This is a genomic window from Bradyrhizobium sp. I1.14.4 (genome assembly GCF_050435825.1).
Classification (GTDB): domain Bacteria; phylum Pseudomonadota; class Alphaproteobacteria; order Rhizobiales; family Xanthobacteraceae; genus Bradyrhizobium.
This window is the reverse complement of sequence record NZ_JBNDLA010000004.1, coordinates 174,960-198,618: the sequence shown is the minus strand read 5'-3', so window position 1 is coordinate 198,618 and position 23,659 is coordinate 174,960. Positions and strand designations below refer to the sequence as shown.

Sequence of the window (23,659 nt, the reverse complement as noted above, 5' to 3'; positions counted from 1 at the left end):
AGCGAAGCAATCCATGCCACCGCAAGCGGAAGAATGGATTGCTTCGTCGCTTTGCTCCTCGCAATGGAGAAGAAAACAGGGGAAGGAAACATGACCAGCGAAATCAAGATCGAGACCGGCACCGACGAACTGCTCTGCGTGATCCGCGACCGCGTCGCCATCATCACGCTGAACCGCCCGGACGCCCGCAACTCGCTGTCGGACACGCTGACGCCGGCGCTGCGCACGATGATCCGCACCTGCGGCGAGAACCCCGAGGTCGGCGTGTTGCTGCTCACCGGCGCCGGCAAGGCGTTCTGCGCCGGCGGCAACGTCAAGGGCATGGGCGCGCATCGCGACCAGAAGAAGCTCGAAATGTCCTATGAGGACAAGGTCGCGGACTTGCAGGAGCGCCAGCGCCTGCTGACCGGCGCGCTGGCCTCGGTGCGCAAGCCGACCATTGCCGCGCTGCCCGGTCCTGCCGTCGGCGCCGGGCTCGCGATCGCGATGGCCTGCGACATCAGGATTGCCGCGCAATCGGCGTTCGTCTCGACGGGTTATTTGCGCGTGGCGCTGAGCGGCGATTACGGCATGGCCTGGCTCTTGACGCGGCTGGTCGGCACCTCGCGCGCTCGCGAATTGATGTTCACTTCGGAGAAGGTCGACGCTACGAGGTGCGAACAGATCGGCCTCGTCAACCGCGTGGTGCCGGACGAGACGCTGCACGACGAAGCTTTTGCGCTGGCGAAATCGATGGCCGAAGGCCCGATCTTGGCGCTGCGCTACATGAAGGACAATCTCGACGAGGCACTGCAGTTCGACTTCGCCACCGCGCGCGACCACGAGGCCGAGCGGCTGATCCGCCTCACCATGACGGCCGATCACAAGGAGGCGGTGCAGGCCTTCATCGAGAAGCGCAAGCCGGTGTTCCGGGGGAGTTGAGCCCAGTTCGATGTCCCGTCATTGCCGGGCTTGACCCGGCAATCCGTCGCAAGAAATGCTTTTGTTTGCTGGATGCGCGGGTCAAGCCCGCGCATGACGGGCGGAAATCGCGGCAAAGGCACGGGTTAACGAAAAGGGCCCGGTTCTGGAGGGGCCAGAACCGGGCCTAGTCAGTCAAACCGCAAGCGAGGACATCGCGGCCAAGCGGGAAGTGGCGGCAAGCCGCCAGCTGGCACAGGGAATGTCTTGCGGTTCGACATGGATCTCCTTCGCAAAGCGCACCAGCTTCCAGTCGCCGGGGCTTGCAGTGAAAGCATAGCCAGACTTGCGGGCGAGACCGATCATGGTCGCATTGGACCGCAAGGTATCGCCGAAGATGCGCTCGGCTCCGAAGGACGCCGCGCGACATTCGAGATTCTTCAGCAGTGCCTTGCCAATGCCGTGGCCCTGCCACCGGTCATCGATCGACAGGCCGAACTCGACGCTCGACGTATCGGCATGGAAGGCGTAGCGGGCTTCGCCGACGATGGTCTCAAAACCATCGACCAGCATCGTCGCGACCACCGTGAACCGGTCAGCCTCGCCGACATGGATGAAACGCTCGAGCTCCGTCTTCGGCAGCTCGCTCAACGCGCCCAGGAATCGACTGTAACGGGACCCCGCGGAGAGCGAGCGGATGTAGCTCTGCAGCTCTTCGCGGTCGCGCGGCTCGACGAAGCGCACCCTGATCTCACTGCCGTTCCTGGCGCGCAGCACATCGGAATATTGCTTGAGATTGTCGAGATGCAGCGCAGTCATGACCCGCTCCTCGGGTGAAAAATTGGCCGGCGCCCCTCCATTGAGGCGACGCCAACGGTGACGTCCTCTTTAGGCCCGCCAGAACGGCTTCTCGGTCTCGAAAACGATGTCGCTGCGGGACATGCCGATGTCGTGCAGATCGCGCTCGGTCCACTGCGAGAGCTCGCGGCGGCGCTCGTAGCGCTCCCACCAGACATGCAGCGTTTCGCCGACCTGGTTCAGCAACCCAGGCGTATGATGATTTGTCATCGATTCATGGGTGAAAATGGACATTTGCGACTCCTGTCGGTAACCTGTTATCGCCAATATCGGAGCCATTCGGCCTGTTCACAAACGACACTTTGTACCGTTTCGGATGAATTAAAGTCATGTATTTGGAGTCTATCCAGGGATGACCAGCCGCCTGCCTTCGTTGAATGGCCTCAGGGCGTTCGAGGCCGCCGCGCGGCACATGAGCTTCACTCTGGCGGCATCCGAATTGAACGTGACGCAGACCGCGATCAGCCATCAGATCCGGCGGCTGGAGGAAGAACTCGGCGTCCGCCTGTTCATCCGCCAGAACCGCTCGCTGAGCCTGACGCCGGAGGCTGCCGAATACCTCCCCGGCGTCCGCGCCGCGTTCAACGACCTGCGGCTTGCGACCGACCGCCTGCTGCGCCGGGACGACGATCACGTGCTGACCGTCTCGACCCTGGCATCGCTCGCCGCCAAATGGCTGCTGCCGCGGCTGTCGGCATTCCAGGAGGCCCATTCCGGTATCGACGTCCGCATCACCACCTCGACCAGCCTGGTCGACTTCCAGCGCGACAAGGTGGACGCGGCGATCCGCTATGGCCGGGGCCAATGGGCCGGCCTGCGCGCGGACTGGCTGATGGCGGATGAGCTGTTTCCGGTGTGCAGCCCGTCGCTTCTGCAAGGAACCAAGCCGCTCAAATGCCCTGAAGACCTCCGGGATCACGTATTGCTGCATACCAGCAATGCCAACAGCGACGACTGGCGGCTGTGGCTGACCGCGGCGGGACTGCCGACCGACATCTCCAAGCAGCCCGGCGCGACCTTCGACCTGCTGTTCGTGACGATCCAGGCCGCGATCGACGGCATCGGCATTGCGATGGGCCGCACCTCCTATGTGCAGGACGACATCGCCAAGGGCCGCCTCGTGGTTCCCTTCAAGATCGCGCTGCCGGCCGACGCCGGCTTTTATCTGGTCTCGCCGCAGGGACGCGCCGATTCACCGAAGCTCTCGGCATTCCGGTCCTGGCTCGGCGCCACGGCGCATACGTGATGCGGCGTACTCGGCGCAAGCGGAATCCACCCACGGCTTTTTTCCGATAGCGGCGGCGCGATTTCGGGTTGGTCGCGCCGGACAGCCGTGCCAAATTGCCGCATATGGCAGTTAACTGCCTTGGCCGGCGAGACAATTTGCGCCGGCCGTTTTGTCACGGGGAGGAAAGGGCGTTATGTCGCAGTCGAGTTCATCGCAAGTCCCGCAAATCAAGTCACGTCTCGGCGCCATCCTGCGCGCGACCAGCGGCAATTTCCTCGAGCAATTCGACTTCTTCCTGTTCGGCTTCTATGCGCAGGCGATTGCGAAAGCCTTCTTCCCCTCCGAGAACGAGACCGCGGCACTGCTCAACGCCTTCGGCGTGTTCTGGCTCGGCGCGCTGATGCGCCCGGTCGGCGCGATCGTGCTCGGCGCCTACATCGACAAGATCGGCCGTCGCAAGGGTCTTATCGTGACCCTGTCGATCATGGCCATCGGCACGGTGGTGATCGCGCTCTGCCCGAGCTATGCAACGATCGGCATCGCGGCGCCGGTCATCGTGCTGATCGCGCGCCTGCTGCAGGGCTTCTCCGCCGGTGTCGAACTCGGCGGCGTCTCGGTCTATCTCGCGGAGATCGCCACGCCCGGCAATCGCGGCTTCTACACCTCGTTCCAGTCGGCGAGCCAGCAGGTGGCGATCTTCGTCGCCTCGATCCTCGGCTTCATCCTGAGCGAGAGCATGCCGGCCGCGACCGTCGCGGACTGGGGCTGGCGCATTCCGTTCTTCGTCGGCTGCCTGATCATTCCGGTGATCTTCTTCCTGCGCCGGACGCTGGAAGAAACCCCGGCGTTCCTGGCGATGAAGAAGCATCCGACCGCGCGCGAGGTGTTTGCCTCGGCGCTCGCCAATTGGCGCATCGTCATTCTCGGCATGATGATCGCAGTGCTGACCACCACGACTTTCTATTTCGTGACGGTCTACACACCGACCTTCGGCAAGACCGTGCTGAAGCTTTCGAGCCAGGATGCGCTGCTGGTGACGCTGCTGGTCGCGGTGACCAACTTCATCTGGAATCCGGTCGGCGGCGCGGTGTCCGACCGGCTCGGCCGCAAGCCGGTGCTGCTTGCAATCGCCTGCCTGTCCCTCGTGACGGCCTATCCGGCGCTGCACTGGCTGGTCGCCAACCCGAGCTTCGGCAAGATGCTGGCCGTCGAGATGATGTTCTCGTTCTATTTCGGCGTCTACAGCGGCACCATGCTGGGCTCTCTGGTCGAGATCGTGCCGGCGCACGTCCGCACCACCTGCTTCTCGCTCGCCTTTGCATTGGCGGCGGGGCTGTTCGGCACTTTCACGCCATTCGCCTCGACATGGCTGATCCAGCACACCGGGGACAAGGCTTCGCCCGGCTACTGGCTGATGTGCGCGGCCGTGCTCGGCATCGTCGCCGCGCTGATCGTCTATCGTGACGGCCAGACCATCAAGCAGCGCGAGCCGGTCGCAGCCTGATCATCCGCATGCAATTGGGGCAGACTCTTTATTTGAGCATGATCTTTCGGAAAACCGCTACACACTTTTCCGGATCATGCTCATTCGCCCGCCCCTGTTGCTTTCCATGCCAACAACGATAACAAGAGCGCATGGTTGATCTGACGCGCAGGTTCGACGTGCTGGTGATCGGCGGTGGCAACGCCGCGCTCTGCGCGGCGATCAGCGCACGGCGCGCCGGCGCCTCCGTGCTGGTGCTGGAAGGCGCCCCTAGATTCTACCGCGGCGGCAACACCCGCCACACCCGCAACATGCGCTGCGCCCATGACGCCGCGACTGAAATCCTCACCGGTCCCTACACCGAGGAGGAGTTTTGGAAGGATTTGCTGCTGGTGACCGGCGGCCAGACCGACGAGGAACTGGCACGCTTCATGATCCACGAATCCAAGGACATCCTGAACTGGATCGTCGAACAGGGCGTGCGCTGGCAGCCCTCGCTCGGCGGCACGCTAAGCCTTGGCCGCACCAACTCGTTCTTCCTCGGCGGCGGCCGCGCGATGTTGAACGCGCTCTATCGCACGGCCGAGGAGCTCGGCGTCGACGTCCTGTACGATGCCGAGGTCATCGATCTCAAGATCGAGGACGGCATGTTCCTCTCGGCCCAGCTGAAGCAGCCGGTCGGCGGCAAGACCGAAGTGCGCGCCTCGACGCTGGTCGCGGCCGCCGGCGGCTTCGAGGCCAACATCGAATGGCTGAAGCAATATTGGGGCGAGGCCGCCGACAATTTCCTGATCCGCGGCACGCCCTACAATCGCGGCGCGATCCTGAAGATGCTGCTCGCCAAGGGCGTGCAGGAGATCGGCGATCCCACGCAATGCCATGCGGTGGCGATCGACGCGCGCGCGCCGAAATTTGACGGCGGCATCATCACCCGCCACGACTCTGTCGTGTTCGGCATCGTCGTCAACAAGCACGCCGAGCGGTTCTACGACGAGGGTGAGGACATCTGGCCGAAGCGCTACGCGATCTGGGGCCGCCTGGTCGCCGCGCAACCGGACCAGATCGCCTACATCATCTTCGATTCGACCGTCGTGACGAGCTTCATGCCGACGCTGTTTCCGCCGATTGCAGGCGCGACGATCGCCGAGCTCGCCGGCAAGCTCGAGCTCGACGCGGCTGCGCTGGAACAGACCATCACCGAGTTCAACGCCGCGGTGCAGCCGGGCACCTTCGACCACACCATCCTCGACGACTGCCGCACCGAAGGCATCACGCCGGCAAAGACGCATTGGGCGCGCAGGATCGAGACGCCGCCCTATCTCGCCTATCCGGTGCGGCCCGGCATCACCTTCACTTATCTCGGCACCCGTGTGAACAAGCAGTCGCGGATGCTGATGAAGGACGGCAAGCGGTCCGCCAACATGTTCGCGGCCGGCGAGATCATGGCCGGCAACGTGCTCGGCAAGGGCTACGCCGCCGGCATCGGCATGACCATCGGCAGCGTGTTCGGCCGCGTCGCCGGACGGGAAGCGGCGAAGAATGCGCGGAACTGACACCGCAGCTTGTTCACCTCGCCCCGCTTGCGGGGAGAGGTCGGATCGCATCGAAGATGCGATCCGGGTGAGGGGGAGTCTCCGCATACACTCGTCTTTCGAATTCTTCGGGACAGCCCCTCACCCCACCGTCTCGCCGCTAAGAGCGGGGAGAGAGAAGAAAGACAGGAGAAGCGATGCCACGCCTTGCAATCATCGCCGCCGTGACGCTCCTGACGGCATCGGCCGCGAGCCACGCCGCCGAGCCGATCGCGCTGCGCGACATGGGTTCGTTCCATGTCGGCGGCCGCCTCGTCGAGATCACGGGCAAGCCGGTCAAGGACGTCACCTTCACGCCCGGCGGTGTACCCGCGAAAGTCGATCCGAACGGCACCTACCAGGTCGAGCAGATGTACGTGCAGTACTTCCTGCCCTCGAGCGAAAAGGGCGCCTATCCGCTGCTGCTGTGGCATGGCGGCGGCCTGACCGGCGTCACCTATGAGACGACGCCTGACGGCCGCGAGGGCTGGCTGAACTATTTCCTGCGCAAGGGCTGGAGCGTCTACAATTCGGACGCCGTCGAGCGCGGCCGCGCCGGCTGGGCGCAATACCCCGACATCTTCAAGGGCGAGCCGGTGTTCCTGACGACCGCCAATCCGTTCGAGCGCTTTCGCATCGGCGATGGGCCGGGCTCCTACGATCCAGATCCGGCGAAACGCAAGCTCATGCCCGGCAGCCAGTTCCCGAACGAAGGCTACGAGAACTTCGTCAAGCAGAACGTGCCGCGCTGGACCACCAACGATGACGCGACGATCGCGGCCTACATCGCCGAGATCGATCGCGTCGGCCCCTGCATCATCCTGTTCCACAGCCAGGCCGGCACATTCGGCTTCAAGGTCGCGCAGGCGCGGCCCGACAAGGTCAAGGCGCTGATCGCGATCGAGCCGGCCGGCATGGGCGATCCGGCCAAGGTCGACGCGCTGAAGAACATCCCGACGCTGATGATCTATGGCGATTACATCGAACGCGATTCGCGATGGCCGAAGATCCGCGCCACCGGCGGCGCCTTCGCCGACGCCATCCGTGCCGCCGGCGGCAGCGTCGATGTGGTCGACCTGCCCAAGGCCGGCATCAATGGCAATTCGCACATGATGATGATGGACAAGAACAACGCCGAGGTCGCCGGCCTGATCCAGACATGGCTGGAAGGCAAGGGACTGACCAAGAAATAGGAAACCAACACGCGATGCACCGGACGAGGATCTTGCAGGAAGCCGACCGTCTGATGACGGTGTGCAATTCCTGCCGCTATTGCGAGGGCCTGTGCGCGGTGTTTCCCGCGATGGAGATGCGCCGCGCCTTCTCCGACGGTGACCTCAACTATCTCGCCAATCTGTGCCACGCCTGCGGCGCCTGCTACACCGACTGCCAGTTCTCGCCGCCGCACGAGTTCAACGTCAATGTGCCGAAGACGCTCGCGGTCGCGCGCGCCGAATCCTATGCCGCCTATGCCTGGCCGCGCGCGTTTGCCGGCGCGTTTGCGCGCAACGGCCTCGTCATCAGCCTGATCGCCGCGCTGAGCGTCGCCGCCTTCATCTTCGGCTTCGCCGCAATCAACGACCGCGGCGTGCTCACCGGCATCCACACCGGCCCCGGCGCGTTCTACAAGTTGATGCCGCACAATGCGATGGCCCTGCTGTTCAGCGCCGCCCTGCTCTACGCCATCGTGGCGCTGGCGATGGGCGTGCGCGCGTTCTGGCGCGCGATCGGCGAGCCGGTCGGCATGACGACGGACGCGAAATCGCTGCTGCAAGCGGTCCGCGACGCCGGGAACTTGCGCTATCTCGACGGCGGCGGTGTCGGCTGCTTTAACGAGGACGACCACCCGACCGACCGCCGCAAGCTGTACCACCACTTCACCTTGTACGGTTTCGCGCTGTGCTTCGCCGCGACCTGCGTCGGCACGCTGTACCATTACCTGCTGGCACGCGAGGCGCCCTATGCGTGGTGGGACCTGCCCGTGGCGCTCGGCACGCTCGGCGGGGTCGGGCTCGTGGTCGGCCCAATCGGGCTCCTATCTGAGAAATGGAAGCGCGACCGCGTGCTGGTCGACGAGCAGCAGATGGGCATGGACACCGCGTTCATCCTGATGCTGTTCCTGACCAGCGTCACCGGCCTTGCCTTGCTGCTGTGGCGCGAGACCGCCGCGATGGGACCGCTGCTGGCGCTGCATCTCGGCGTGGTGTTCGCGCTGTTCATCACCATGCCCTACGGAAAATTCGTGCACGGCATCTACCGCTTCGTCGCGCTGGTGCGCTACGCGCGGGAACGGCAGATGATGGCGGAATGAACACGGGTGGGTTAGCTGCATCGAATCGCCCGACAAGCTCATCCTGCGCCGGGCTTTGCCGCCAGGGCGCAAAACCACTCATCGGCCTCCACGAGGCGGGCGTTCGTGAAGCCAGCGGCTACCAGCTTTTCCACCACCCCTTCCTTGGCCTGTCCGGAATAGGGCGTAAAACCAAGTGCGATCCTGCCGCTCGGTTTGATCACGCGCCGTATCTCGCGTAGTCCGGCGACGGCATCCGGCCAAACCTGCATCGAGTTGATCGCCAGCGCCTTGTCAAAGCTGTCTTCATCGAACGGCAGGCGCTCCACCGAGCCGAGCCGCAACTCGGTATGACCGTCCCGGATCGCGGCTTTGTTCCGAGCACGAGCTTGCTCAACCATCTCCTGTGACACATCAATGCCAGCGACGCGCCCCGCCGGCATCAATTTCGACAGGCGTTGAATGACGACTCCGGGGCCGAACCCCACTTCCAGCACACTGTCGTCCGGTTCGACTTCAAGAAGACCCGTCACCCACGCGCCACAGTCGGCATTGGCACGCGCCATGATCACGCCGCCCAGCCTCCCGAGGAGGCCTCGAGGGCGGCCAAACGCGCGCAGGAAAATGCTTCGCATGAGGCTCACGGAGTGCGATCTCCGGTGAACTGGATTCCGGGACGATCGCGGCTACAGATCCACCACCACGTAGTCGCTCTCCACCGCGACCTTGATGGTCTCGGCGACATATGGTCCCTTCACCACGTTGGTACCCGGCTCGACGCTGACCGGATAGGCCCGCACGCGAAAGCGGCGCGGGTCGCAATAGGACTGGCCGGTGCGGATATCGAACTCCCAGCCGTGCCAGGGGCAGCGCAGGATTTCGCCGAGCTTCGTGTATTCGATCTCGCCAGGGTCCGACGACGACGCGAGCCCGATCAGCGGCCCCTCGCACAGCGCCGCGCCCTGATGCGGGCAGCGGTTCAGCAGGCCGAAGAACTCGCCCTTGACGTTGAAGACGGCGATCGGCCGTCCGTCGATCTCGAGGAATTTTCGTGACCCCGGCGGCAGCTCATCCACCGGGGCGATTACATGCCTTGCCATCAGTTGTTCTCACGCATGATCTGATTCGGAAAACCGGTTCCCACTTTTCCGGATCATGCGATACCGTAAAGCTGCTTCGCGTTGTCGAGATAGAACGCCTGGCGGTTGGCGTCGCTGACGCCGGCCGGCAGCACGCGCGACGGTTCGTCGTAATCCCAGTGCGGGTAGTCGGTCGCGAACAACAGTCTGTCCCAGCCGATCCATTCGATGGTCTGCAACAGGTGGTCGCGGCTCTCCGGGTCCTCCATCGGCTGCGTCGTCCACCAGATGTGGTCGCGGATATACTCCGACGGCTTGCGCTTCAGATGCGGCACCTCGGCGTGAAGTCGCGCAAACACCTTGTCGAGCCGCCATGCCAGCGACGGCGCCCAGCCGAACCCGGCCTCGACCATCACCATCTTCAGTTTCGGGAAGCGCTCGAACACGCCCTCGAGCACCAGGCTTGCCAGCGCAGTCTGCTGGCACTGCGAATGTCCGACCATCTCCTCGATGTAATAGCTCGGCCAGCCCGACGCGGTGATCGGGTTGCCGCCGAAGCCGAACGCGTGCACGCCGATCGGAAGCCCGGCCTCCTGCGCCGCCTCGTAGATCGGCCAGTAGCGGCGCTGCCCGAGCGGCTCGACGTTGCGGCTCAGCAGCAGCACCTGGACGAAATTCTTGTCCCCTGCCCGCTTGCGTATTTCTGCGGCGGCCGATACGCCGTCCTCATTGGCGACGACGACCGAGCCCTTCAGCCGCGAGTCCTTGCTGGTCCATTTCTCGATCTGCCAGTCGTTGATCGCCGAGCAGATCGCGCCGGCGAGATCCTGGTTGCGGATGCCCTGCCCGGTATTGAGCGGGTTGAGCACGCCGAGCGCGACATTGTTGGGATCAAGATGCTGCTTCTGCATGAAGGACAGCGACGAGCCCTGCGGCCCGCCTTCCGGCGGATAGGCATCGCGGCGCGAGGCATTGGGCTGCGCCTTCGGATAGGGCGGGCCTTCCATCATGCCCTGATAGGGATGGACGCCGAAGGTTTCGAGATGGCTGTGCCAGCGCTTGGCCAGATAAGGATACAACTCGTCCCTGGTGGCGCGTGCCGGATGGATGTCGCAATCGGCGATCACGGTCTTGATGCTGGTTGACGATGCCGCTTCCGGGCGTTCACGAACCTGGATGTTCATCGCGTCGTCTCCTTCACCTTGAGGCGCGGATAGGTCGCATGCGGATTGTCGATCATGATCTTGCGGACCAGATCCTGCGACAACCCCTTTGGCAGCACCTCGTCACCGTCGAACTGCCAATGCGGGTAGTCGCTCGAGAATAGGATCAATTCGTCCGACTGCATATGGTCGAACAGCCGGTTCAGCGTGTCCCCTTCCGGCGGCGCGTCCACCGGCTGCAGCGAGAAGCGGATGTTGCTGCGCACAATCTCCAGCGGTGCACGGTCGACCCACGGCGTCTCCATGCGCACCCCGCGCCAGAACTTGTGCAGCCGCCACAGGAATGGCGGCAGCCAGGTAAAACCGGACTCCAGCATCACCATTTTCAGGTTCGGATGACGCGCGAACACGCCCTCGACGATCAGGCTGGTGACCTGGGTCTGGAATGCCTGCGCCTGCGCGACATAATCCTCGATGTGGTAGGAGCCCCAGCCGACCGAGGTCGGCGGGTTGTGATAGGCGCTGCCGGCATGGATGCCGATCGGCAGGCCGAGCCGTTCGGCCGCGGCGTAGATCGGCCAGTAGTGACGCTTGCCGAGCGGCATGTCGCCCATCACGAGCATCAGCACCTGCACGAAGCGCTTGTCCTGCGCACAGCGTTCGATTTCGGCGACCGCCTTCTCGATGCTCTGCACGGGGATCACGATCGAGCCGCGCAGCCGATCGTCCTTGTCGAGCCATTCCTTGACCAGCCAGTCGTTGAGCGCGCGGCAGAAGGCATCGGCCATGTCTTCGGAAAACACCATCTGCACGCCGTAGAGCGGATTGCAGATGCCATATGCCGCGCCGAACCTGTCCAGCGCCTGGTGCTGCATGTCGGCCAGGCTCGAGCCCGGCTTGCCCTGCGCGGGGCGCCAGTCCGGCCGCGACGAGATCGGCGAATTGGCGGGATAGGACTGCGAGATCAGATCGGTCATGCCGCGCGTCGTCACCTGGTCGAGCCAGTAATCGTTCATGTACGGCAGCAGGCTGGTGAGGTAAGGCACGGCGGGATGCAGATCGCAATCCACGCCGCCCGCGATCGGCGACGTCATGATGTTTCCTCCGCGCACGCTCTCACGACAATTTGTCGGGCGCCGCTTGGTTCTTGTCAGGCATTCAAGCAGGCCAAGTTGCGGTCCGCAACTCGGCAGAGGCCGATGTGGTGTGCTAGGAAGGCAGAACGCCCCACGGGAATTTCATGGCAAGCAACGAGAAAGAGCGCCGATGAACGCACTCACACCCATCGCTGAACAGGTCGCCGCAAGACTGATCGCGAACAAGCAGACCATTGCGGTCGCGGAATCATCCACCGGCGGATTGATCTCGGCATCCCTGCTCGCGGTTCCCGGCGCGTCGGCCTATTTCCTCGGCGGCGGCGTGATCTACACCCGCGACGCGCGGCGTGAGCTGATGGACATTCCCGACGACGCCATGCGCGGCATCCGTTCGGCGTCGGAGCCCTACGCGCAACTGCTGGCGCGCCGGATCCGCGAACGCCTCGCGACCGACTGGGGATTGTCGGAGACCGGCGCCGCAGGCCCGACCGGCAACCGCTACGGCGATGCCGCCGGCCATAGCTGCATGGCGGTCGCCGGCCCGCAGCAGCAGGTGATCACCCTGGAAACCGCCAGCGGCGACCGGCAGGCGAACATGCAGGCGTTCGCCAAGGCGGCGCTGGAGCTGTTGCTGAAGAATCTGTCGCAATAGCCAACGGTGTCGTCCCGGCCAAGCGAAGCGCGAGCCCGGACCCACAGCTGGAGCCGCAGCGTGCTCCAACAACGCGATCCAGTGTTTATGGGTCCCTGCTTTCGCAGGGACGACTTGGGGAAGGAGTTTTCCTAGACAAAGACCACCAAGCCCGGATGGAGCGAAGCGAAATCCGGAGCAGCTGCATCTGTCGCACTACCGTTCCCGGATTTCACTGCGCTACATCCGGGCTACGAAGATGTCGCGAGACCTTACTTCTCGCGGAACGAGCGCATGAACTGATCGCTCATCGGCTTCATCAGATACGACAGCATGGTGCGGTCGCCGGTCTGGACGAAGGCCTCCACCGGCATGCCCGGGATGATCTTCACCTCGCCGCCGAGGCGCGCGACTTCTTTCGCCGGCATCGAGACGCGGATCGTGTAGTAGCTCTGCCCGGTGCGCTGGTCGGTGTTGACGTCGGCGGAGACGCGGGTGACGACGCCGTTCAGCTCCGGCGTAGTGCGCTGATTGAAGGCCGAGAGCCGCAGCACGGTCTTCTGTCCGACCTGCAGCTTGTCGATGTCCTGTGGATTGACCTTGGCCTCCACCGACAGGTCATCGGCCCTCGGCACAATCATCATGATGGCATCGCCCGCGGTGACGACGCCGCCGACCGTGTGCACGGTCGATTGCAGCACGACGCCGTCCTGCGGCGCGCGGATGTCGATGCGACGGAGCTGGTCTTCGGCGGTGACCTTGCGCTCGACGAACTCGCCGATCTTGTCATTGGCCTCGCGCAAGTCCTTCGAGACCTCCGAGAGCATGTCCTTGTCGACCTGGATGACCTGCAGCTCGGTCTCGGTGATCTTGCCCTTGGCTTGGGCGCGCGAAGCAATGTACTGCGCACGCTCGCCGGAGAGCCGTGCCGCGTCGCGCTCCAGCGTGGTCAGCCGGGTGAGCTGCACCAGATGCTGCTCATAGAGCTGGCGAACGCCGACCAGCTCCTGCTGCACCAGCGCGATCTCCTTGTCCTTGGCGATTTCCTGCGCCTGCAGGCCGGAGATTTCCTCGTTGAGCTGGGTGACGCGTTCGCGCAGCTGCGCCTTCTGGCCGGCGCGGCCGTTGACGCGGACCTCGAACAGCTTGGTTTCGCTCGCCATGATGTCGCGGACGTCGGGATCCTTGGCCTGATCGGTGAGCTGCGGCGGAAACACGATCTTGTTGAGGCCCTGCTGCTCGGCCTGGAGCCGGGCTGTGCGCGCATAGAGGCCGTTCAGCGTCTTGACCACGATCGCAAGGCTTGCCTTCACGACGGTCTCGTCGAGGCGCACGACGACGTCGCCCGCCTTGACCGTATCGCCGTCTCGCGCCAGGATTTCACCGACAACGCCGCCGGTCGGATGCTGCACCTTCTTGACGTTGGTATCGACCACCACCGAGCCGGGCGCGATCAGCGCGCCCGAGATCGGCACCGTGGCGGCCCAGCCGCCGACGCCGCCGCCCAGAACCAGAACCACGACGAGGCCGACCACGAGGTGCTTTCTGATCGAAGCATGTGCGTTACGCGGTTGATCGGTCATGCGGTCGCTCATGACTTGGCCACCCCCGCGTCGGCGACGATCTTGATCGGCGTCGGCACCGGTGGCGCCACGCGCTGCAGCACCTGCGCGAGCACGGCCTCCTTCGGCCCGAACGTCTGCATGCGGCCGTCCTTCAGCACCAGCAGCTGGTCGACGCCCTCGATGCCGATCGGCCGGTGCGCGACCACGATGACAACAGCGCCGCGCTCGCGGGCGCCGCGCACCGCGCGGGTCAATGCCTCGTCGCCTTCGCTGTCGAGATTGGAGTTCGGCTCATCCAGCACGATCAGGAACGGATTGCCGTACAGCGCACGCGCGAGCGCGACGCGCTGCGCCTGGCCGGCGGACAACGCGGTGCCCTGCTCGCCGACCTGGGTGTCGTAGCCCTCGCGCATCTTGATGATCATCTCATGCACGCCGGCCTCCTTGGCCGCCGCGATGATGCCATCGGATTTCGCGTCAGGATCGAACCGGCAGATGTTCTGCGCGACCGTGCCGGCGAACAGCTCGACGTCCTGCGGCAGATAGCCGACATGGCGGCCGAGCTCGTCCGACGACCACTGATCGAGCGCGGCACCGTCGAGCCGCACCTTGCCGCGCGCCGGCACCCAGACGCCGACCAGCGCCCGGATCAGCGACGACTTGCCGGAGCCGCTCGGGCCGATCACGCCGACGCCGCTGCCGGCTTCGACAGTGAAGGTGACATCCTGCACGATGGCGCGCTGGTCGCCGGGCGCGACCATGGTCACCGCCTCGACCGAGAGCTTCTTCTCCGGCGCCTGCAGCAGCGTCTGCTCAGGCCGCGCCGGAATCTGCTGCAGCAGGCGGTTGAGGCGTTGCCAGCTCTGCCGTGCGGCGACGAAGCCCTTCCAATGCGCGATTGCGAGATCGACCGGCGCCAGTGCCCGCGCGCTCAGGATCGAGCCCGCGATGATGATGCCGCCGGTGGCCTCCTGGTGGATCACGAGATAGGCGCCGACCGCGAGCACCGCGGACTGCAGCATCATGCGCAGCACCTTGGCGACCGCGCCGAGCCCGCCGGTGACGTCGCTCGCACGCTGGTTGCCGGTCAGATACTCCTCGTTGGCTTCGTTCCAACGCTTGTTCATCCGCCCGGCCATGCCCATCGCCACCAGAACCTCGGCGTTGCGGCGGCTGGAGGCGGCGAGATCGTTGCGCCGCGCCGCGAGCGACATCGCTTCCTTGGCCGGCGTGCGCGACATGTATTCGGTGATCAGCGTCAACGTCACCAGAATGATGGCGCCGACCAGCGCCGTGACGCCGAGCAGCCAATGGAACGCGAAGCAGATCAGCATGTAGAACGGCAGCCAGGGCAGGTCGAAGAACGCACCGGGGCCCATGCTGCCGAGGAAGGAACGCACATTGTCGAGATCGCGCAGCGGTTGCAGCCCCTCGCTACGATTGCCGGCCATCAGCGGCAGCCGCACGACGGTGTCGAACACCCGCGCATTGAGCGCTTCATCGAGCGAGGTGCCGACGCGGCCGAGGATCCGTCCACGCAGGAGATCGAGCACGCCCTGGGCCATATAAAGGACCGCGGCGATGACCACGAGGCCGACCAGGGTCGGAACGCTGCGGCTCGGCAGCACGCGGTCGTAGACCTGCAGCATGAACATCGAACCTGTCAGATACAGCAGGTTGATCATGCAACTGATGAAGCCGACGCCGATGAAGGCACTGCGGCATGCGCGCAGCGCCTCAGCCAGTTCGGAACGCCGGACAGCGGGCGCGGCTGCCATGAAAACTGATCTCTGCAAAACAAAAGAGCTACGTGATCGCCACGTTGTACAGACGTTTGCGACCATCGTCCATTTTAAGTCGCGTCAACCAAAGCATGGTTCGCGACCCATTTTTGTGATCGCACAGACAGTTGAGGGAATAATTAGGGTTAACCGGCCGCGGAACCCTTGCCCGAAGCGGGCGCGCCTCTCGGAAAGGGCACGAGAATGACCGATATCGAGGCCCGGCCGATCCCGCCATCCACATCGAGCAACACCCCGCTGCCGACGCCAAGCCCGGCCTCCGGGCGCCAGCGCGCCTCGGCGCGAACGGTACAACTGGACCGCGAGGTTCGGATTTTGGGTCGGCATCGGTGCGGACCTGATTGGCCCGCGGATGGCGCAGCGGGAAATGCGATCTGCAGCTCAGCGTTCCGTAAAAACCCGGGTGTCGTTCGCGCGACGCGGGCGCGCGCAGCGCGGCATGCGCGGTTCCCAGCGCTCACTAAACCGTGGCTGCGGCCGGCTCTGCCAGGACGCAGCGTGCCAAATGGCCGGGAGCGACCTGCACGCTCGGCGGCAGGCTCTCACTGCAGCGCGGCTCGGCGAACTTGCAGCGCGGTGCAAACGAACAGCTGGCCGGCGCATGGTCGAGCGAGGGCGGCGTGCCCGGAATGGTCTCGAGGCGCTGGCCGCGCATCGCGCCGTGAATGGTCGAGGCCAAAAGGCCCTTCGCATAGGGATGCACCGGCGTGCGCACGATGTCGCGCAGGGCGCCCTGCTCCACGATCTGGCCGGCATACATCACCGCGACGCGGTCGCAGATCTCGATAGCAACGCCAATGTCGTGGGTGACGAAGATGACGGACATGCCGAACTCGCGCTGCAACTCGCGCAGCAGAAGCAGGATCTGGATCTGGACGGTGGCATCGAGCGCCGTGGTCGGCTCGTCCGCGAGCAGTATCTTCGGCTTGCAGGCCAGCGCCAGCGCGATCATCGCGCGCTGGCGCATTCCGCCCGACATCTCATGCGGAAAGGATTCCAGCCGTCGCTTCGCGGAGGGGATCCGCACCACATCGAGCATCTCGAGCGCGCGCGCCGTTGCGTCGCGCTCGCTCTTGCCCTCGTGGCGCATCACCGTCTCCGCGATCTGGCGGCCGATGGTGTAGACCGGATCGAGCGCGAGCGCCGGTTCCTGGAAGATCATCGAGACCGTCTGGCCGCGGAATGCGGACAGCGCCTCGTCGTCCATCGCCAGCACGTCCCGGCCGAGCACATTCACGCTGCCGGAGATCTGCGTGCGCTTCTTCGGCAATAGCCGCATCAACGCGCGCAGCGTCACGCTCTTGCCCGAGCCGGACTCGCCGAGCAGCCCCAACACCTCGCCCTCGCCGAGCGACAGGCTGAGATCGTTCACGGCATGGACCGTGCGATCACCGGTGAAGCGGATGTTGAGGTTGTTGATCTCGACAAGGTTGGTCATGCGAGCTTGGGGACCCTGGCGTGGAAATCGGTCGCGCGCTGGAAGGCAGCGCCGATCCGCAGCAATGTGGCTTCCTCGAAGGAGCGGCCGATCAGCTGCATGCCGACCGGCAAGCCCGCTTTGGTGAAGCCGGAGGGAATCGAGAGCGACGGCAGGCCGAGATAGTTGACCGGACGGGTGAATCGCGTCAGGCGCTGCAGCACCGCGTCGGCGCCCGGACCGTTGCCGACATCGCTCTCGGCAATCGTCGGCGCCGGCACCGGCGACGACGGCGCGATAACAGCATCCACGCCGCCGACCGCCGCGTTGTGCGCGGCGAGCGCGGGGCCACGCCAGCGCATCGCTTCGAGATAGGTGACCGCCGGAATAGTCAGGCCGTTCTGCAGCCGCATCAAGACCTGCGCGCCGTAATCCTGCGGCCGCTCGATCATCCAGCGCTTGTGGAAGGCGGCGGCTTCGACCGCGAGCACCAGTTGCGACGCCGAAGAGAGCTGGCGCTGATCGGGCAGCTCGACCTTGACGATCTCGGCGCCCTCCTTCTTCAGGGTCGCGACCGTCTCGTCGAAGATGCGCGCCACCTCGGGATCGAGGTCGTCGACATAGAATGCCGTTGGGACGCCGATCTTCAGACCCTTCAGCGACTGTTGGGTCGCGGCCATGTAGTCCGGCACCGGCTGCGCCGAGGCCGTCAGATCCTCGGGGTCGGCGCCGGCCATCAGGCCGAGCAGCAGCGCGCAATCCTCCGCGGTCTGCGCCAGCGGACCGACGGTATCGAGCGACTGCGACAGCGGCATCGCGCCGGCGCGGCTGACGCGCCCGACCGTCGTCTTCAGGCCGGTGACGCCGCAGAAATGTGCCGGCATCCGGATCGAGCCGCCGGTGTCGGAGCCGAGCGCCGCAGAGGTGAGCCGCGCGGCAACCGCCGAGCCCGAGCCCGACGATGAGCCGCCGGTGATGTGCTCGACATTCCAGGGATTGCGCACCGCGCCGTAATGCGCGTTGTGGCCGGTCGGCCCGTAGGCGAACTCGACCATCTGCAGCGAGCCGAGCCGAACCTGTCCGGCATCCTTCAGCCGCTGCAACGCCGTCGCGGTCGTCTTCGGCACGAAGTCGCGGCGGATCAGCGAGCCGCAGGTCACGACCTTGCCGGCGTCGTAATACATGTCCTTGTGCGCCAACGGCACTCCGTGCAGTGCGCCCCGGCTGTTGCCTTTGGCGAGCGCGGCATCGGCTTCAGTGGCAGCGGCCAGCGCCTGTTCGGATTCGATCGCCATATAGGCGTTGAGGCGCGGCTGCCACTCGGCGATCCGGTGCAGCACGGCGCGCGTCACCTCACGCGAGGAGACCTTCTTGTCGGCAATCGCCTTGGCGACCGCGGTCAGCGTCATCAGGGCCGGTTCGGTGCTCATTTCGACACCTTCTCAATCTTCTGCGCGATCTGCGCCAGCAGGAAGCTCGCGGGTTCTAGATCGAAGGGCAGCGTACCGGAGATCGGTGCGAAGCCGTCGAATGCGGGCCCGATCGAATTGGCGATACGGGTGGTGACTTCGTCGTCAGCGGGCACGTCGGCGAGGTGCGCAATCACCTTGACGTCCTTAGGCGTGGGTCTGGTCATGCCGCGTTTTCTCCTTTTGCTTTTGCCGGCGCGCGGCTGTGCCCCGAGCCAGGAATGGCCATGTAGCACGCCGCTTGATGGCCCATTGTATCGAGATCGCTGAGCTTTGGTGTGTCGTTTGCGCAGAGCGGCTCCGCGAACGGGCAACGGGTGTGAAACCGGCAGCCCGGCGGCGGATCGATCGGATTCGGCGGATCGCCCGAGATCGGCGGCACCTCGGTGCGCTTGTCGGGATCGGATGACGGCATCGCCGCCAGCAGCGCGCGGGTATAGGGGTGCGCGGGCGCGTCCCAGACCGCATCGACCGGGCCGAGCTCGACGACCTCGCCCAGATACATCACCAGCACGCGGTCGGAGATGTAGCGGACGACATTGAGATCGTGGCTGATGAACAGATAGGTCAGGCCGAATTCGCGCTTCAGGTCGGCGAGCAGATTGAGCACCTGCGCCTCGACCGACTTGTCGAGCGCGGACACCGCTTCGTCGAGGATCACGAGCCGCGGCGACAGTGCCAGTGCGCGGGCAATATTGACGCGCTGACGCTGGCCGCCGGACACTTCGTGCGGATAGCGATTGGCAAAAATCTCGGGCCGCAATCCGACCTTGCCGAGCAGCTCGCGCGCCAGCGTCCGCGCCGTGTCATCGGCCATGCCGTGAACCTTTGGTCCAAAGGCGATCGAGTCCTCGATGGTGAGGCGCGGGTTGAGCGAGGCGTAGCTGTCCTGGAACACCATCTGCACGCCGCGCCGCAAATCGCGCAGCGAGAGCGACGGGCCGACCTGCCTTCCATCATAGATGATGTCGCCGGCGTCGCGCGCCATCAGGTGCATCAACAGCCGCGCCGTGGTCGACTTGCCGCAGCCGGATTCGCCGACAATGCCGACGGTCTCGCCCTTCATGACCGCGAACGTAACGTCGTCGACGGCACGCACGGTCTTGCGCGGGCTGAACAGGCCGCCGCGCACCGGGAAGTGCTTGGTCAGTCCGGTGACCTGCAGCAGCGGCTGCGCGGCGCCGCCGATGTCGGCGACCGGCTCCAGCATGTCGGCTGGGAGATTGGCTTCGGTCATCGCACTAGTTCCTGATGTCCATGGCGCTGCGCATGCCGTCGCTCAAGAGATTGAAGCAGATCGAGACCGCGAAGATCATCGCACCCGGCAGCGCCGCAACCCACGGATTGACATAGATCGCGGTGCGCAGCGTGTTCAGCATCAAGCCCCATTCCGGCTCCGGCGGCTTGGTGCCGAGTCCAAGGAAGGATAGGCCGGCGGCGAGAATCATCGACACCGAGATCAGGCCGGTGGCGTAGACGAAGATCGGGCCGAGCACATTGCCGAGCATGTGCACCCGCATGATGGTGAATGGACCGGCGCCGGAGGCACGCGCCGCCTCGACGAAATCCATGTTGCGGACGCCGGTGGTGACGCTTTCGGCGACACGGGTGATCTGCGGCACGAACACGATGGTCAGCGACACGATCGAATTGGTGATGCCGGCGCCGAGCGCGCCCGAGATCGCGATCGCCAGCAGCACCGACGGGAAGGCGTAGAACACGTCGACGGTACGCATGATCGCGGTGTTGAGCTTGCCGCCGACATAGCCGGCAACGAGGCCGAGCGAGGTACCGATCACGAAGGCGAGGATCACGGGCAGGATGCCGATGACCAGCGACAGCCGTCCGCCATAGATCAGCCGCGCCAGCATGTCGCGGCCGAGTTCGTCGGTGCCGAGCGGGTAACCCGGCGTGCCGATATGGCGGAGACGGCGGATCATCGAGCCCTGATAGGGATCGGCTAAGTGCAGCCACGGCGCCAGCAGCGCCGAGGCAAAGATCAGCACCAGGATGATGGCGCAGGCCATGCTGACCTTGTCGCGCCTGATGCGGCGCGCAACCGTCGCCCAATAGCCGCGCGCCTTGGTCGCGGGTGCGGCCTGCAATGCAGTGTCTGTCATCGCACTCATGGCTAGCTCCGCTTGATGCGGGGATCGATCGCGGCTTGCGCGATGTCGACCAGGAGATTGAGCAGCACGAAGAACAGCGCCAGCACCAGGATCGTGCCCTGCAGCAGCGGCAGATCGCGCTGGAAGATGGCCGAATTCAAGAGCAGGCCCGACCCGGGCCAGGAGAACACGGTCTCGATCAGGATCGAGCCGCCGAGCATATAACCGAGCTGCAGGCCCATCACCGCGAGCGCGGTCGGCGCCGCGTTCTTGATGACGTGACGAAACACCCCGGTCTCACGGAGTCCCTTGGCGCGCAGCGCTTCGACAAAGTCCTGACTCAGGATATCGCCGGTCAGCGCGCGCACGGTGCGGGTGACGATGCCCATCGGGATCACCGAGGTGGTGATCGCCGGCAGCACCAGATAGCGCAGATGCTCCCAGTCCCACGCCCAGGCGCCGGAGCCGCCGGGCCCGGCGCCGACCGCGGGCAGCCAGTTGAGCTGCACCGAGAAGATGATGACAAGCACCATGCCGAGCCAGTAATGCGGCAGCGAGACGCCGGCGATGGCAATGGAGGTCGCGACCTTGTCGACCCAGGTGTCGCGGAAATAGCCGGCGATCAGGCCAAACAGCAGGCCGAGCGTGAAGCCGATCATCGCGGCCGCAATCGCCAGCATTACGGTGTTGCCGACCGCGCGCATCACCTCGGACAAGACGGGCCGGCCCGTTGCGATCGAATTGCCGAGGTCGCCATGGATCGCGCGCCATAGCCACAAACCGAATTGCACGGGCAGCGGGCGATCGAAGCCGTAAGCGCTGCGCAACTGCGCGGCGAGCTCCTGCGAGGCATCGGCCGGCAGCACCGCGACCAGCGGGTCGCCGGGCGTGATGTGCACCAGCAGGAAGCACACCAGCGCCACGCTGAGCACGATCGGAATGACGTAGACGATCCGTCTGGACGTATAGGCGAACACGGGTCAACCTTCGAAAATTGGATAGCGCGCTCTCTCCTTCGTCATGCCCGGGCAGAAGCGCGAAGCGCGTCTTCGCGCTAGATGACCCGGGCATCCACGCCCTCGTTGCTTCGTGGCCAAGACAGTGGATGGCCGGGTCAAGCCCGGCCATGACGAGAGAGCAAGATCAGCGTCACGGCACGACCGTGACCGGCGAGAAGTCGACGAACCAGCTCTTCGGCTGCACAAAGCCCTTGACCTTCGGGCTCATCGCGCGCGGCGCAACGTCGTGAGCGACGTAAAGGAATGCCGCATCATCGACCGAGGCGGCGTGCAGCTCGGCGAGCGCAGCGTCGCGCGCCGCCGGTTCGAAGGCCTGACGGGCCTTCTTCACCAGCTCATCGAACTTCGGATTGTTGATGAAGCCCCAATTGTTCGAGACCGGCGGCGCCATGCCGGATTGCAGGAAGCGCACCAGCGCGAAGAACGGATCCATCGCCGCATAGGTGACGTTGGTCGCATTGGAGCCGTTGGCGGATGGATCCTTGGTGCCGCGCCGCCAGTTGGTGAACAGCGTATTCCATTCGATGACGTCGAGCTGCACATCGAAATAGCACTCGGCCAAAGCCTGTTGCAGATACTCGTTCATCGGCAGCGGCAGCATCTGACCCGAACCCGACGCCGAGGTCTGGATCTTGACCGTCAGCTTCTTGTTCGGACCGAAGCCCGCCTCCTGCATCAGCTTCTGCGCGGCCGGCTTGTCGTACTTGATCTGGAAGGTCGGATTGCCCCGCCAAGGATGGCCGGGCTCGAACGTGCCCGTCGCCGGCACCATCAGGCCCGCGAGCAGGCCATCGCGGAGCCCTTCGCGATCGATGCAGAGATTGGCGGCCTTGCGGACGCGGATGTCATTCCACGGCGAGCCCTCGACGCGCGAGAACTGCCACGGCCAGACATGCGGCTCCTCGTTGGAATAGAGATTGAAGCCACGCTGCTTGATCTCGGGCAGCGCGTCCGGCGCCGGCGCCTCGATCCAGTTGACCTGCCCCGACAACAGCGCCGCGGTGCGCGCGTTGGCCTCCGGCATCGGCAACAGCACCATCTTGTCGGTCTTCGGCACGCGAGCCTTGTCCCAGTAGTTCTCGTTCTTTAAGAGTTCAAGCCGCTCGCGCGGGGTGAAGCTCGACATCTTCCATGGGCCGGTACCCGAAGCGTCCTTGGCGAACGCGGCCCACGCGGCCTGCGACTTCGCCTTGGCATCGGCGCCTTCGGCCTTGTCGTAGAATTGCTGCCACTTGGCCGGGCTCGCCATGAACAGGTTGGTGAGGTTGATCGGCAGGAAGCTGTCTGGCTCCTTGGTGGTCAGCTCCACCGTCATGTCGTCGATCTTGCGCGCCGTGACCAGCGTCGGCATCCGCGAGGCGGTGACGCCGACCTGGCTCGCATCGTATTGCGGCGCGTCCTGCTTCAGCACCTTGTCGACATTCCAGACCACCGCGTCGGCATTGAACGCCGAGCCGTCGTGAAAGGTGACGCCGGAACGCAGCTTGAAAACCCACTTGGTCTTGTCGGCGTCGTCGACCTTCCACTCGGTGGCAAGGCCCGGGATTAGTGCGCTCGCCTTGTCGGACGACGACAGGTCCCACATCGTCAGCGCGTCATACATCGTAAGCCCGGTGAAGCGATTGCCCTCAAAACCCTGGTCGGGCTGTCCGAGCGTGCGCGGAATATCGGCAGCCGTCATGCCAATACGCAGCACGGTCTCGGCACTGGCGATCGTCGGCACACAAGTGGCCATCGCAAGCGCCAGCATGATCGCCGTCGCATTGGTCTTCCTGTTACGCATCTGAGCAGCCCTTCGAGTCTGGTGACGTTTTGGTGATTATTTCTTGGGCAAGCGTATGCAATGCCCGTGCCAAGGGGAATAGTTCTTCAGCAAATTACCGCTGGGCGCGTCATTTCTTCCCACTTAACGCTCGATCGGCGCGAAGATGCCTATTCTGGCATCATGCTTGCAAGATTCGGCTCCGACTTCTCACCGA

At 64.8% G+C, this 23,659-nt stretch carries 22 protein-coding genes; 7 read left to right on the top strand and 15 right to left on the bottom strand.

Annotation, left to right across the window (positions count from 1 at the left end; genetic code table 11):
- Window positions 1-90: 90 nt before the first annotated feature.
- Window positions 91-921, top strand: coding sequence for an enoyl-CoA hydratase (locus ABIB78_RS10735; RefSeq protein ID WP_429024213.1), 831 nt, complete (start codon window positions 91-93; stop codon window positions 919-921).
- A gap of 174 nt (window positions 922-1,095) precedes the next feature.
- Here the strand turns inward: ABIB78_RS10735 and ABIB78_RS10730 are convergent, their stop codons facing one another.
- Together ABIB78_RS10730 and ABIB78_RS10725 are read right to left on the bottom strand one after the other, a co-directional pair.
- On the bottom strand, window positions 1,096-1,719 hold the full coding sequence (locus tag ABIB78_RS10730) for an N-acetyltransferase family protein (RefSeq protein ID WP_429024212.1): 624 nt from the start codon (window positions 1,717-1,719) through the stop codon (window positions 1,096-1,098).
- 69 nt (window positions 1,720-1,788) lie between these two features.
- Window positions 1,789-1,992, bottom strand: a complete 204-nt coding sequence (locus ABIB78_RS10725; protein ID WP_028339130.1) for a DUF1127 domain-containing protein — start codon at window positions 1,990-1,992, stop codon at window positions 1,789-1,791.
- Between the two features lie 118 nt (window positions 1,993-2,110).
- Between ABIB78_RS10725 and ABIB78_RS10720 the strand changes: the two genes are divergently transcribed.
- From ABIB78_RS10720 to tcuB, 5 genes are all read left to right on the top strand, one after another.
- The gene (locus ABIB78_RS10720) at window positions 2,111-3,004 is read left to right on the top strand and encodes a transcriptional regulator GcvA (protein WP_429024211.1); all 894 of its coding nucleotides are present in this window, start codon (window positions 2,111-2,113) and stop codon (window positions 3,002-3,004) included.
- A 175-nt stretch (window positions 3,005-3,179) separates the two neighbouring features.
- Window positions 3,180-4,490 carry an MFS transporter gene (locus ABIB78_RS10715; protein WP_429024210.1) on the top strand — a complete coding sequence of 437 codons (1,311 nt, stop codon included), beginning with the start codon at window positions 3,180-3,182 and terminating at the stop codon, window positions 4,488-4,490.
- A 131-nt stretch (window positions 4,491-4,621) separates the two neighbouring features.
- Window positions 4,622-6,022: an FAD-dependent tricarballylate dehydrogenase TcuA gene (gene tcuA / locus ABIB78_RS10710; RefSeq protein WP_429024209.1), complete on the top strand. Its 1,401-nt coding sequence runs from the start codon at window positions 4,622-4,624 to the stop codon at window positions 6,020-6,022.
- Window positions 6,023-6,198: 176 nt separating this feature from the next.
- Window positions 6,199-7,233, top strand: coding sequence for an esterase (locus tag ABIB78_RS10705; RefSeq protein ID WP_429024208.1), 1,035 nt, complete (start codon window positions 6,199-6,201; stop codon window positions 7,231-7,233).
- 14 nt (window positions 7,234-7,247) lie between these two features.
- Window positions 7,248-8,351: a tricarballylate utilization 4Fe-4S protein TcuB gene (gene tcuB / locus ABIB78_RS10700; protein ID WP_429024207.1), complete on the top strand. Its 1,104-nt coding sequence runs from the start codon at window positions 7,248-7,250 to the stop codon at window positions 8,349-8,351.
- Between the two features lie 38 nt (window positions 8,352-8,389).
- Here tcuB and ABIB78_RS10695 read toward each other — a convergent pair whose 3' ends face one another.
- The 4 genes from ABIB78_RS10695 to ABIB78_RS10680 form a co-directional block, all read right to left on the bottom strand.
- Complete coding sequence (locus ABIB78_RS10695; protein ID WP_429024206.1) at window positions 8,390-8,896, bottom strand: class I SAM-dependent methyltransferase; 507 nt, start codon at window positions 8,894-8,896, stop codon at window positions 8,390-8,392.
- Window positions 8,897-9,016: 120 nt separating this feature from the next.
- Window positions 9,017-9,430, bottom strand: coding sequence for a Rieske (2Fe-2S) protein (locus tag ABIB78_RS10690; protein ID WP_016846808.1), 414 nt, complete (start codon window positions 9,428-9,430; stop codon window positions 9,017-9,019).
- A gap of 53 nt (window positions 9,431-9,483) precedes the next feature.
- Entirely contained in the window at window positions 9,484-10,593 is a 1,110-nt protein-coding gene (locus tag ABIB78_RS10685) for an amidohydrolase family protein (protein WP_429024205.1), read from the bottom strand.
- Window positions 10,590-11,666: an amidohydrolase family protein gene (locus tag ABIB78_RS10680; protein ID WP_429024204.1), complete on the bottom strand. Its 1,077-nt coding sequence runs from the start codon at window positions 11,664-11,666 to the stop codon at window positions 10,590-10,592. Before ABIB78_RS10680 ends, ABIB78_RS10685 begins: the two co-directional genes overlap by 4 nt.
- A 172-nt stretch (window positions 11,667-11,838) precedes the next feature.
- Between ABIB78_RS10680 and ABIB78_RS10675 the strand changes: the two genes are divergently transcribed.
- Window positions 11,839-12,321, top strand: a complete 483-nt coding sequence (locus tag ABIB78_RS10675) for a CinA family protein (RefSeq protein WP_429024203.1) — start codon at window positions 11,839-11,841, stop codon at window positions 12,319-12,321.
- A 251-nt stretch (window positions 12,322-12,572) separates the two neighbouring features.
- Here the strand turns inward: ABIB78_RS10675 and ABIB78_RS10670 are convergent, their stop codons facing one another.
- The 9 genes from ABIB78_RS10670 to ABIB78_RS10630 form a co-directional block, all read right to left on the bottom strand.
- Window positions 12,573-13,883, bottom strand: a complete 1,311-nt coding sequence (locus ABIB78_RS10670) for an HlyD family type I secretion periplasmic adaptor subunit (RefSeq protein ID WP_429024202.1) — start codon at window positions 13,881-13,883, stop codon at window positions 12,573-12,575.
- 8 nt (window positions 13,884-13,891) lie between these two features.
- Window positions 13,892-15,643, bottom strand: a complete 1,752-nt coding sequence (locus ABIB78_RS10665; protein ID WP_429024201.1) for a type I secretion system permease/ATPase — start codon at window positions 15,641-15,643, stop codon at window positions 13,892-13,894.
- Window positions 15,644-16,127: 484 nt separating this feature from the next.
- Window positions 16,128-17,105, bottom strand: coding sequence for an ABC transporter ATP-binding protein (locus ABIB78_RS10660; RefSeq protein ID WP_429024200.1), 978 nt, complete (start codon window positions 17,103-17,105; stop codon window positions 16,128-16,130).
- Window positions 17,102-18,514 (bottom strand): amidase, encoded by a 1,413-nt coding sequence (locus tag ABIB78_RS10655; RefSeq protein ID WP_429024199.1) that lies wholly within the window; start codon window positions 18,512-18,514, stop codon window positions 17,102-17,104. The genes ABIB78_RS10660 and ABIB78_RS10655 overlap by 4 nt, the downstream gene beginning before the upstream one ends.
- Window positions 18,511-18,720, bottom strand: a complete 210-nt coding sequence (locus ABIB78_RS10650; protein ID WP_429024198.1) for a hypothetical protein — start codon at window positions 18,718-18,720, stop codon at window positions 18,511-18,513. The genes ABIB78_RS10655 and ABIB78_RS10650 overlap by 4 nt, the downstream gene beginning before the upstream one ends.
- Window positions 18,717-19,790, bottom strand: a complete 1,074-nt coding sequence (locus ABIB78_RS10645) for an ABC transporter ATP-binding protein (protein ID WP_429024197.1) — start codon at window positions 19,788-19,790, stop codon at window positions 18,717-18,719. The genes ABIB78_RS10650 and ABIB78_RS10645 overlap by 4 nt, the downstream gene beginning before the upstream one ends.
- 4 nt (window positions 19,791-19,794) lie before the next feature.
- On the bottom strand, window positions 19,795-20,682 hold the full coding sequence (locus ABIB78_RS10640; RefSeq protein ID WP_429024196.1) for an ABC transporter permease: 888 nt from the start codon (window positions 20,680-20,682) through the stop codon (window positions 19,795-19,797).
- Window positions 20,683-20,684: 2 nt separating this feature from the next.
- Entirely contained in the window at window positions 20,685-21,638 is a 954-nt protein-coding gene (locus ABIB78_RS10635) for an ABC transporter permease (protein ID WP_429024195.1), read from the bottom strand.
- 172 nt (window positions 21,639-21,810) lie between these two features.
- Window positions 21,811-23,463 carry an ABC transporter substrate-binding protein gene (locus tag ABIB78_RS10630; RefSeq protein WP_429024194.1) on the bottom strand — a complete coding sequence of 551 codons (1,653 nt, stop codon included), beginning with the start codon at window positions 23,461-23,463 and terminating at the stop codon, window positions 21,811-21,813.
- Between the last annotated feature and the right edge of the window lie 196 nt (window positions 23,464-23,659).

Coding starts and splice junctions, on each gene's coding strand:
- ABIB78_RS10735 (WP_429024213.1), top strand. CDS start 91: ATGACCAGCGAAATCAAGATCGAGACCGGCACCGACGAACTGCTCTGC.
- ABIB78_RS10730 (WP_429024212.1), bottom strand. CDS start 1,719: ATGACTGCGCTGCATCTCGACAATCTCAAGCAATATTCCGATGTGCTG.
- ABIB78_RS10725 (WP_028339130.1), bottom strand. CDS start 1,992: ATGTCCATTTTCACCCATGAATCGATGACAAATCATCATACGCCTGGG.
- ABIB78_RS10720 (WP_429024211.1), top strand. CDS start 2,111: ATGACCAGCCGCCTGCCTTCGTTGAATGGCCTCAGGGCGTTCGAGGCC.
- ABIB78_RS10715 (WP_429024210.1), top strand. CDS start 3,180: ATGTCGCAGTCGAGTTCATCGCAAGTCCCGCAAATCAAGTCACGTCTC.
- tcuA (WP_429024209.1), top strand. CDS start 4,622: ATGGTTGATCTGACGCGCAGGTTCGACGTGCTGGTGATCGGCGGTGGC.
- ABIB78_RS10705 (WP_429024208.1), top strand. CDS start 6,199: ATGCCACGCCTTGCAATCATCGCCGCCGTGACGCTCCTGACGGCATCG.
- tcuB (WP_429024207.1), top strand. CDS start 7,248: ATGCACCGGACGAGGATCTTGCAGGAAGCCGACCGTCTGATGACGGTG.
- ABIB78_RS10695 (WP_429024206.1), bottom strand. CDS start 8,896: ATGGCGCGTGCCAATGCCGACTGTGGCGCGTGGGTGACGGGTCTTCTT.
- ABIB78_RS10690 (WP_016846808.1), bottom strand. CDS start 9,430: ATGGCAAGGCATGTAATCGCCCCGGTGGATGAGCTGCCGCCGGGGTCA.
- ABIB78_RS10685 (WP_429024205.1), bottom strand. CDS start 10,593: ATGAACATCCAGGTTCGTGAACGCCCGGAAGCGGCATCGTCAACCAGC.
- ABIB78_RS10680 (WP_429024204.1), bottom strand. CDS start 11,666: ATGACGTCGCCGATCGCGGGCGGCGTGGATTGCGATCTGCATCCCGCC.
- ABIB78_RS10675 (WP_429024203.1), top strand. CDS start 11,839: ATGAACGCACTCACACCCATCGCTGAACAGGTCGCCGCAAGACTGATC.
- ABIB78_RS10670 (WP_429024202.1), bottom strand. CDS start 13,883: ATGACCGATCAACCGCGTAACGCACATGCTTCGATCAGAAAGCACCTC.
- ABIB78_RS10665 (WP_429024201.1), bottom strand. CDS start 15,643: ATGGCAGCCGCGCCCGCTGTCCGGCGTTCCGAACTGGCTGAGGCGCTG.
- ABIB78_RS10660 (WP_429024200.1), bottom strand. CDS start 17,105: ATGACCAACCTTGTCGAGATCAACAACCTCAACATCCGCTTCACCGGT.
- ABIB78_RS10655 (WP_429024199.1), bottom strand. CDS start 18,514: ATGAGCACCGAACCGGCCCTGATGACGCTGACCGCGGTCGCCAAGGCG.
- ABIB78_RS10650 (WP_429024198.1), bottom strand. CDS start 18,720: ATGACCAGACCCACGCCTAAGGACGTCAAGGTGATTGCGCACCTCGCC.
- ABIB78_RS10645 (WP_429024197.1), bottom strand. CDS start 19,790: ATGACCGAAGCCAATCTCCCAGCCGACATGCTGGAGCCGGTCGCCGAC.
- ABIB78_RS10640 (WP_429024196.1), bottom strand. CDS start 20,682: ATGAGTGCGATGACAGACACTGCATTGCAGGCCGCACCCGCGACCAAG.
- ABIB78_RS10630 (WP_429024194.1), bottom strand. CDS start 23,463: ATGCGTAACAGGAAGACCAATGCGACGGCGATCATGCTGGCGCTTGCG.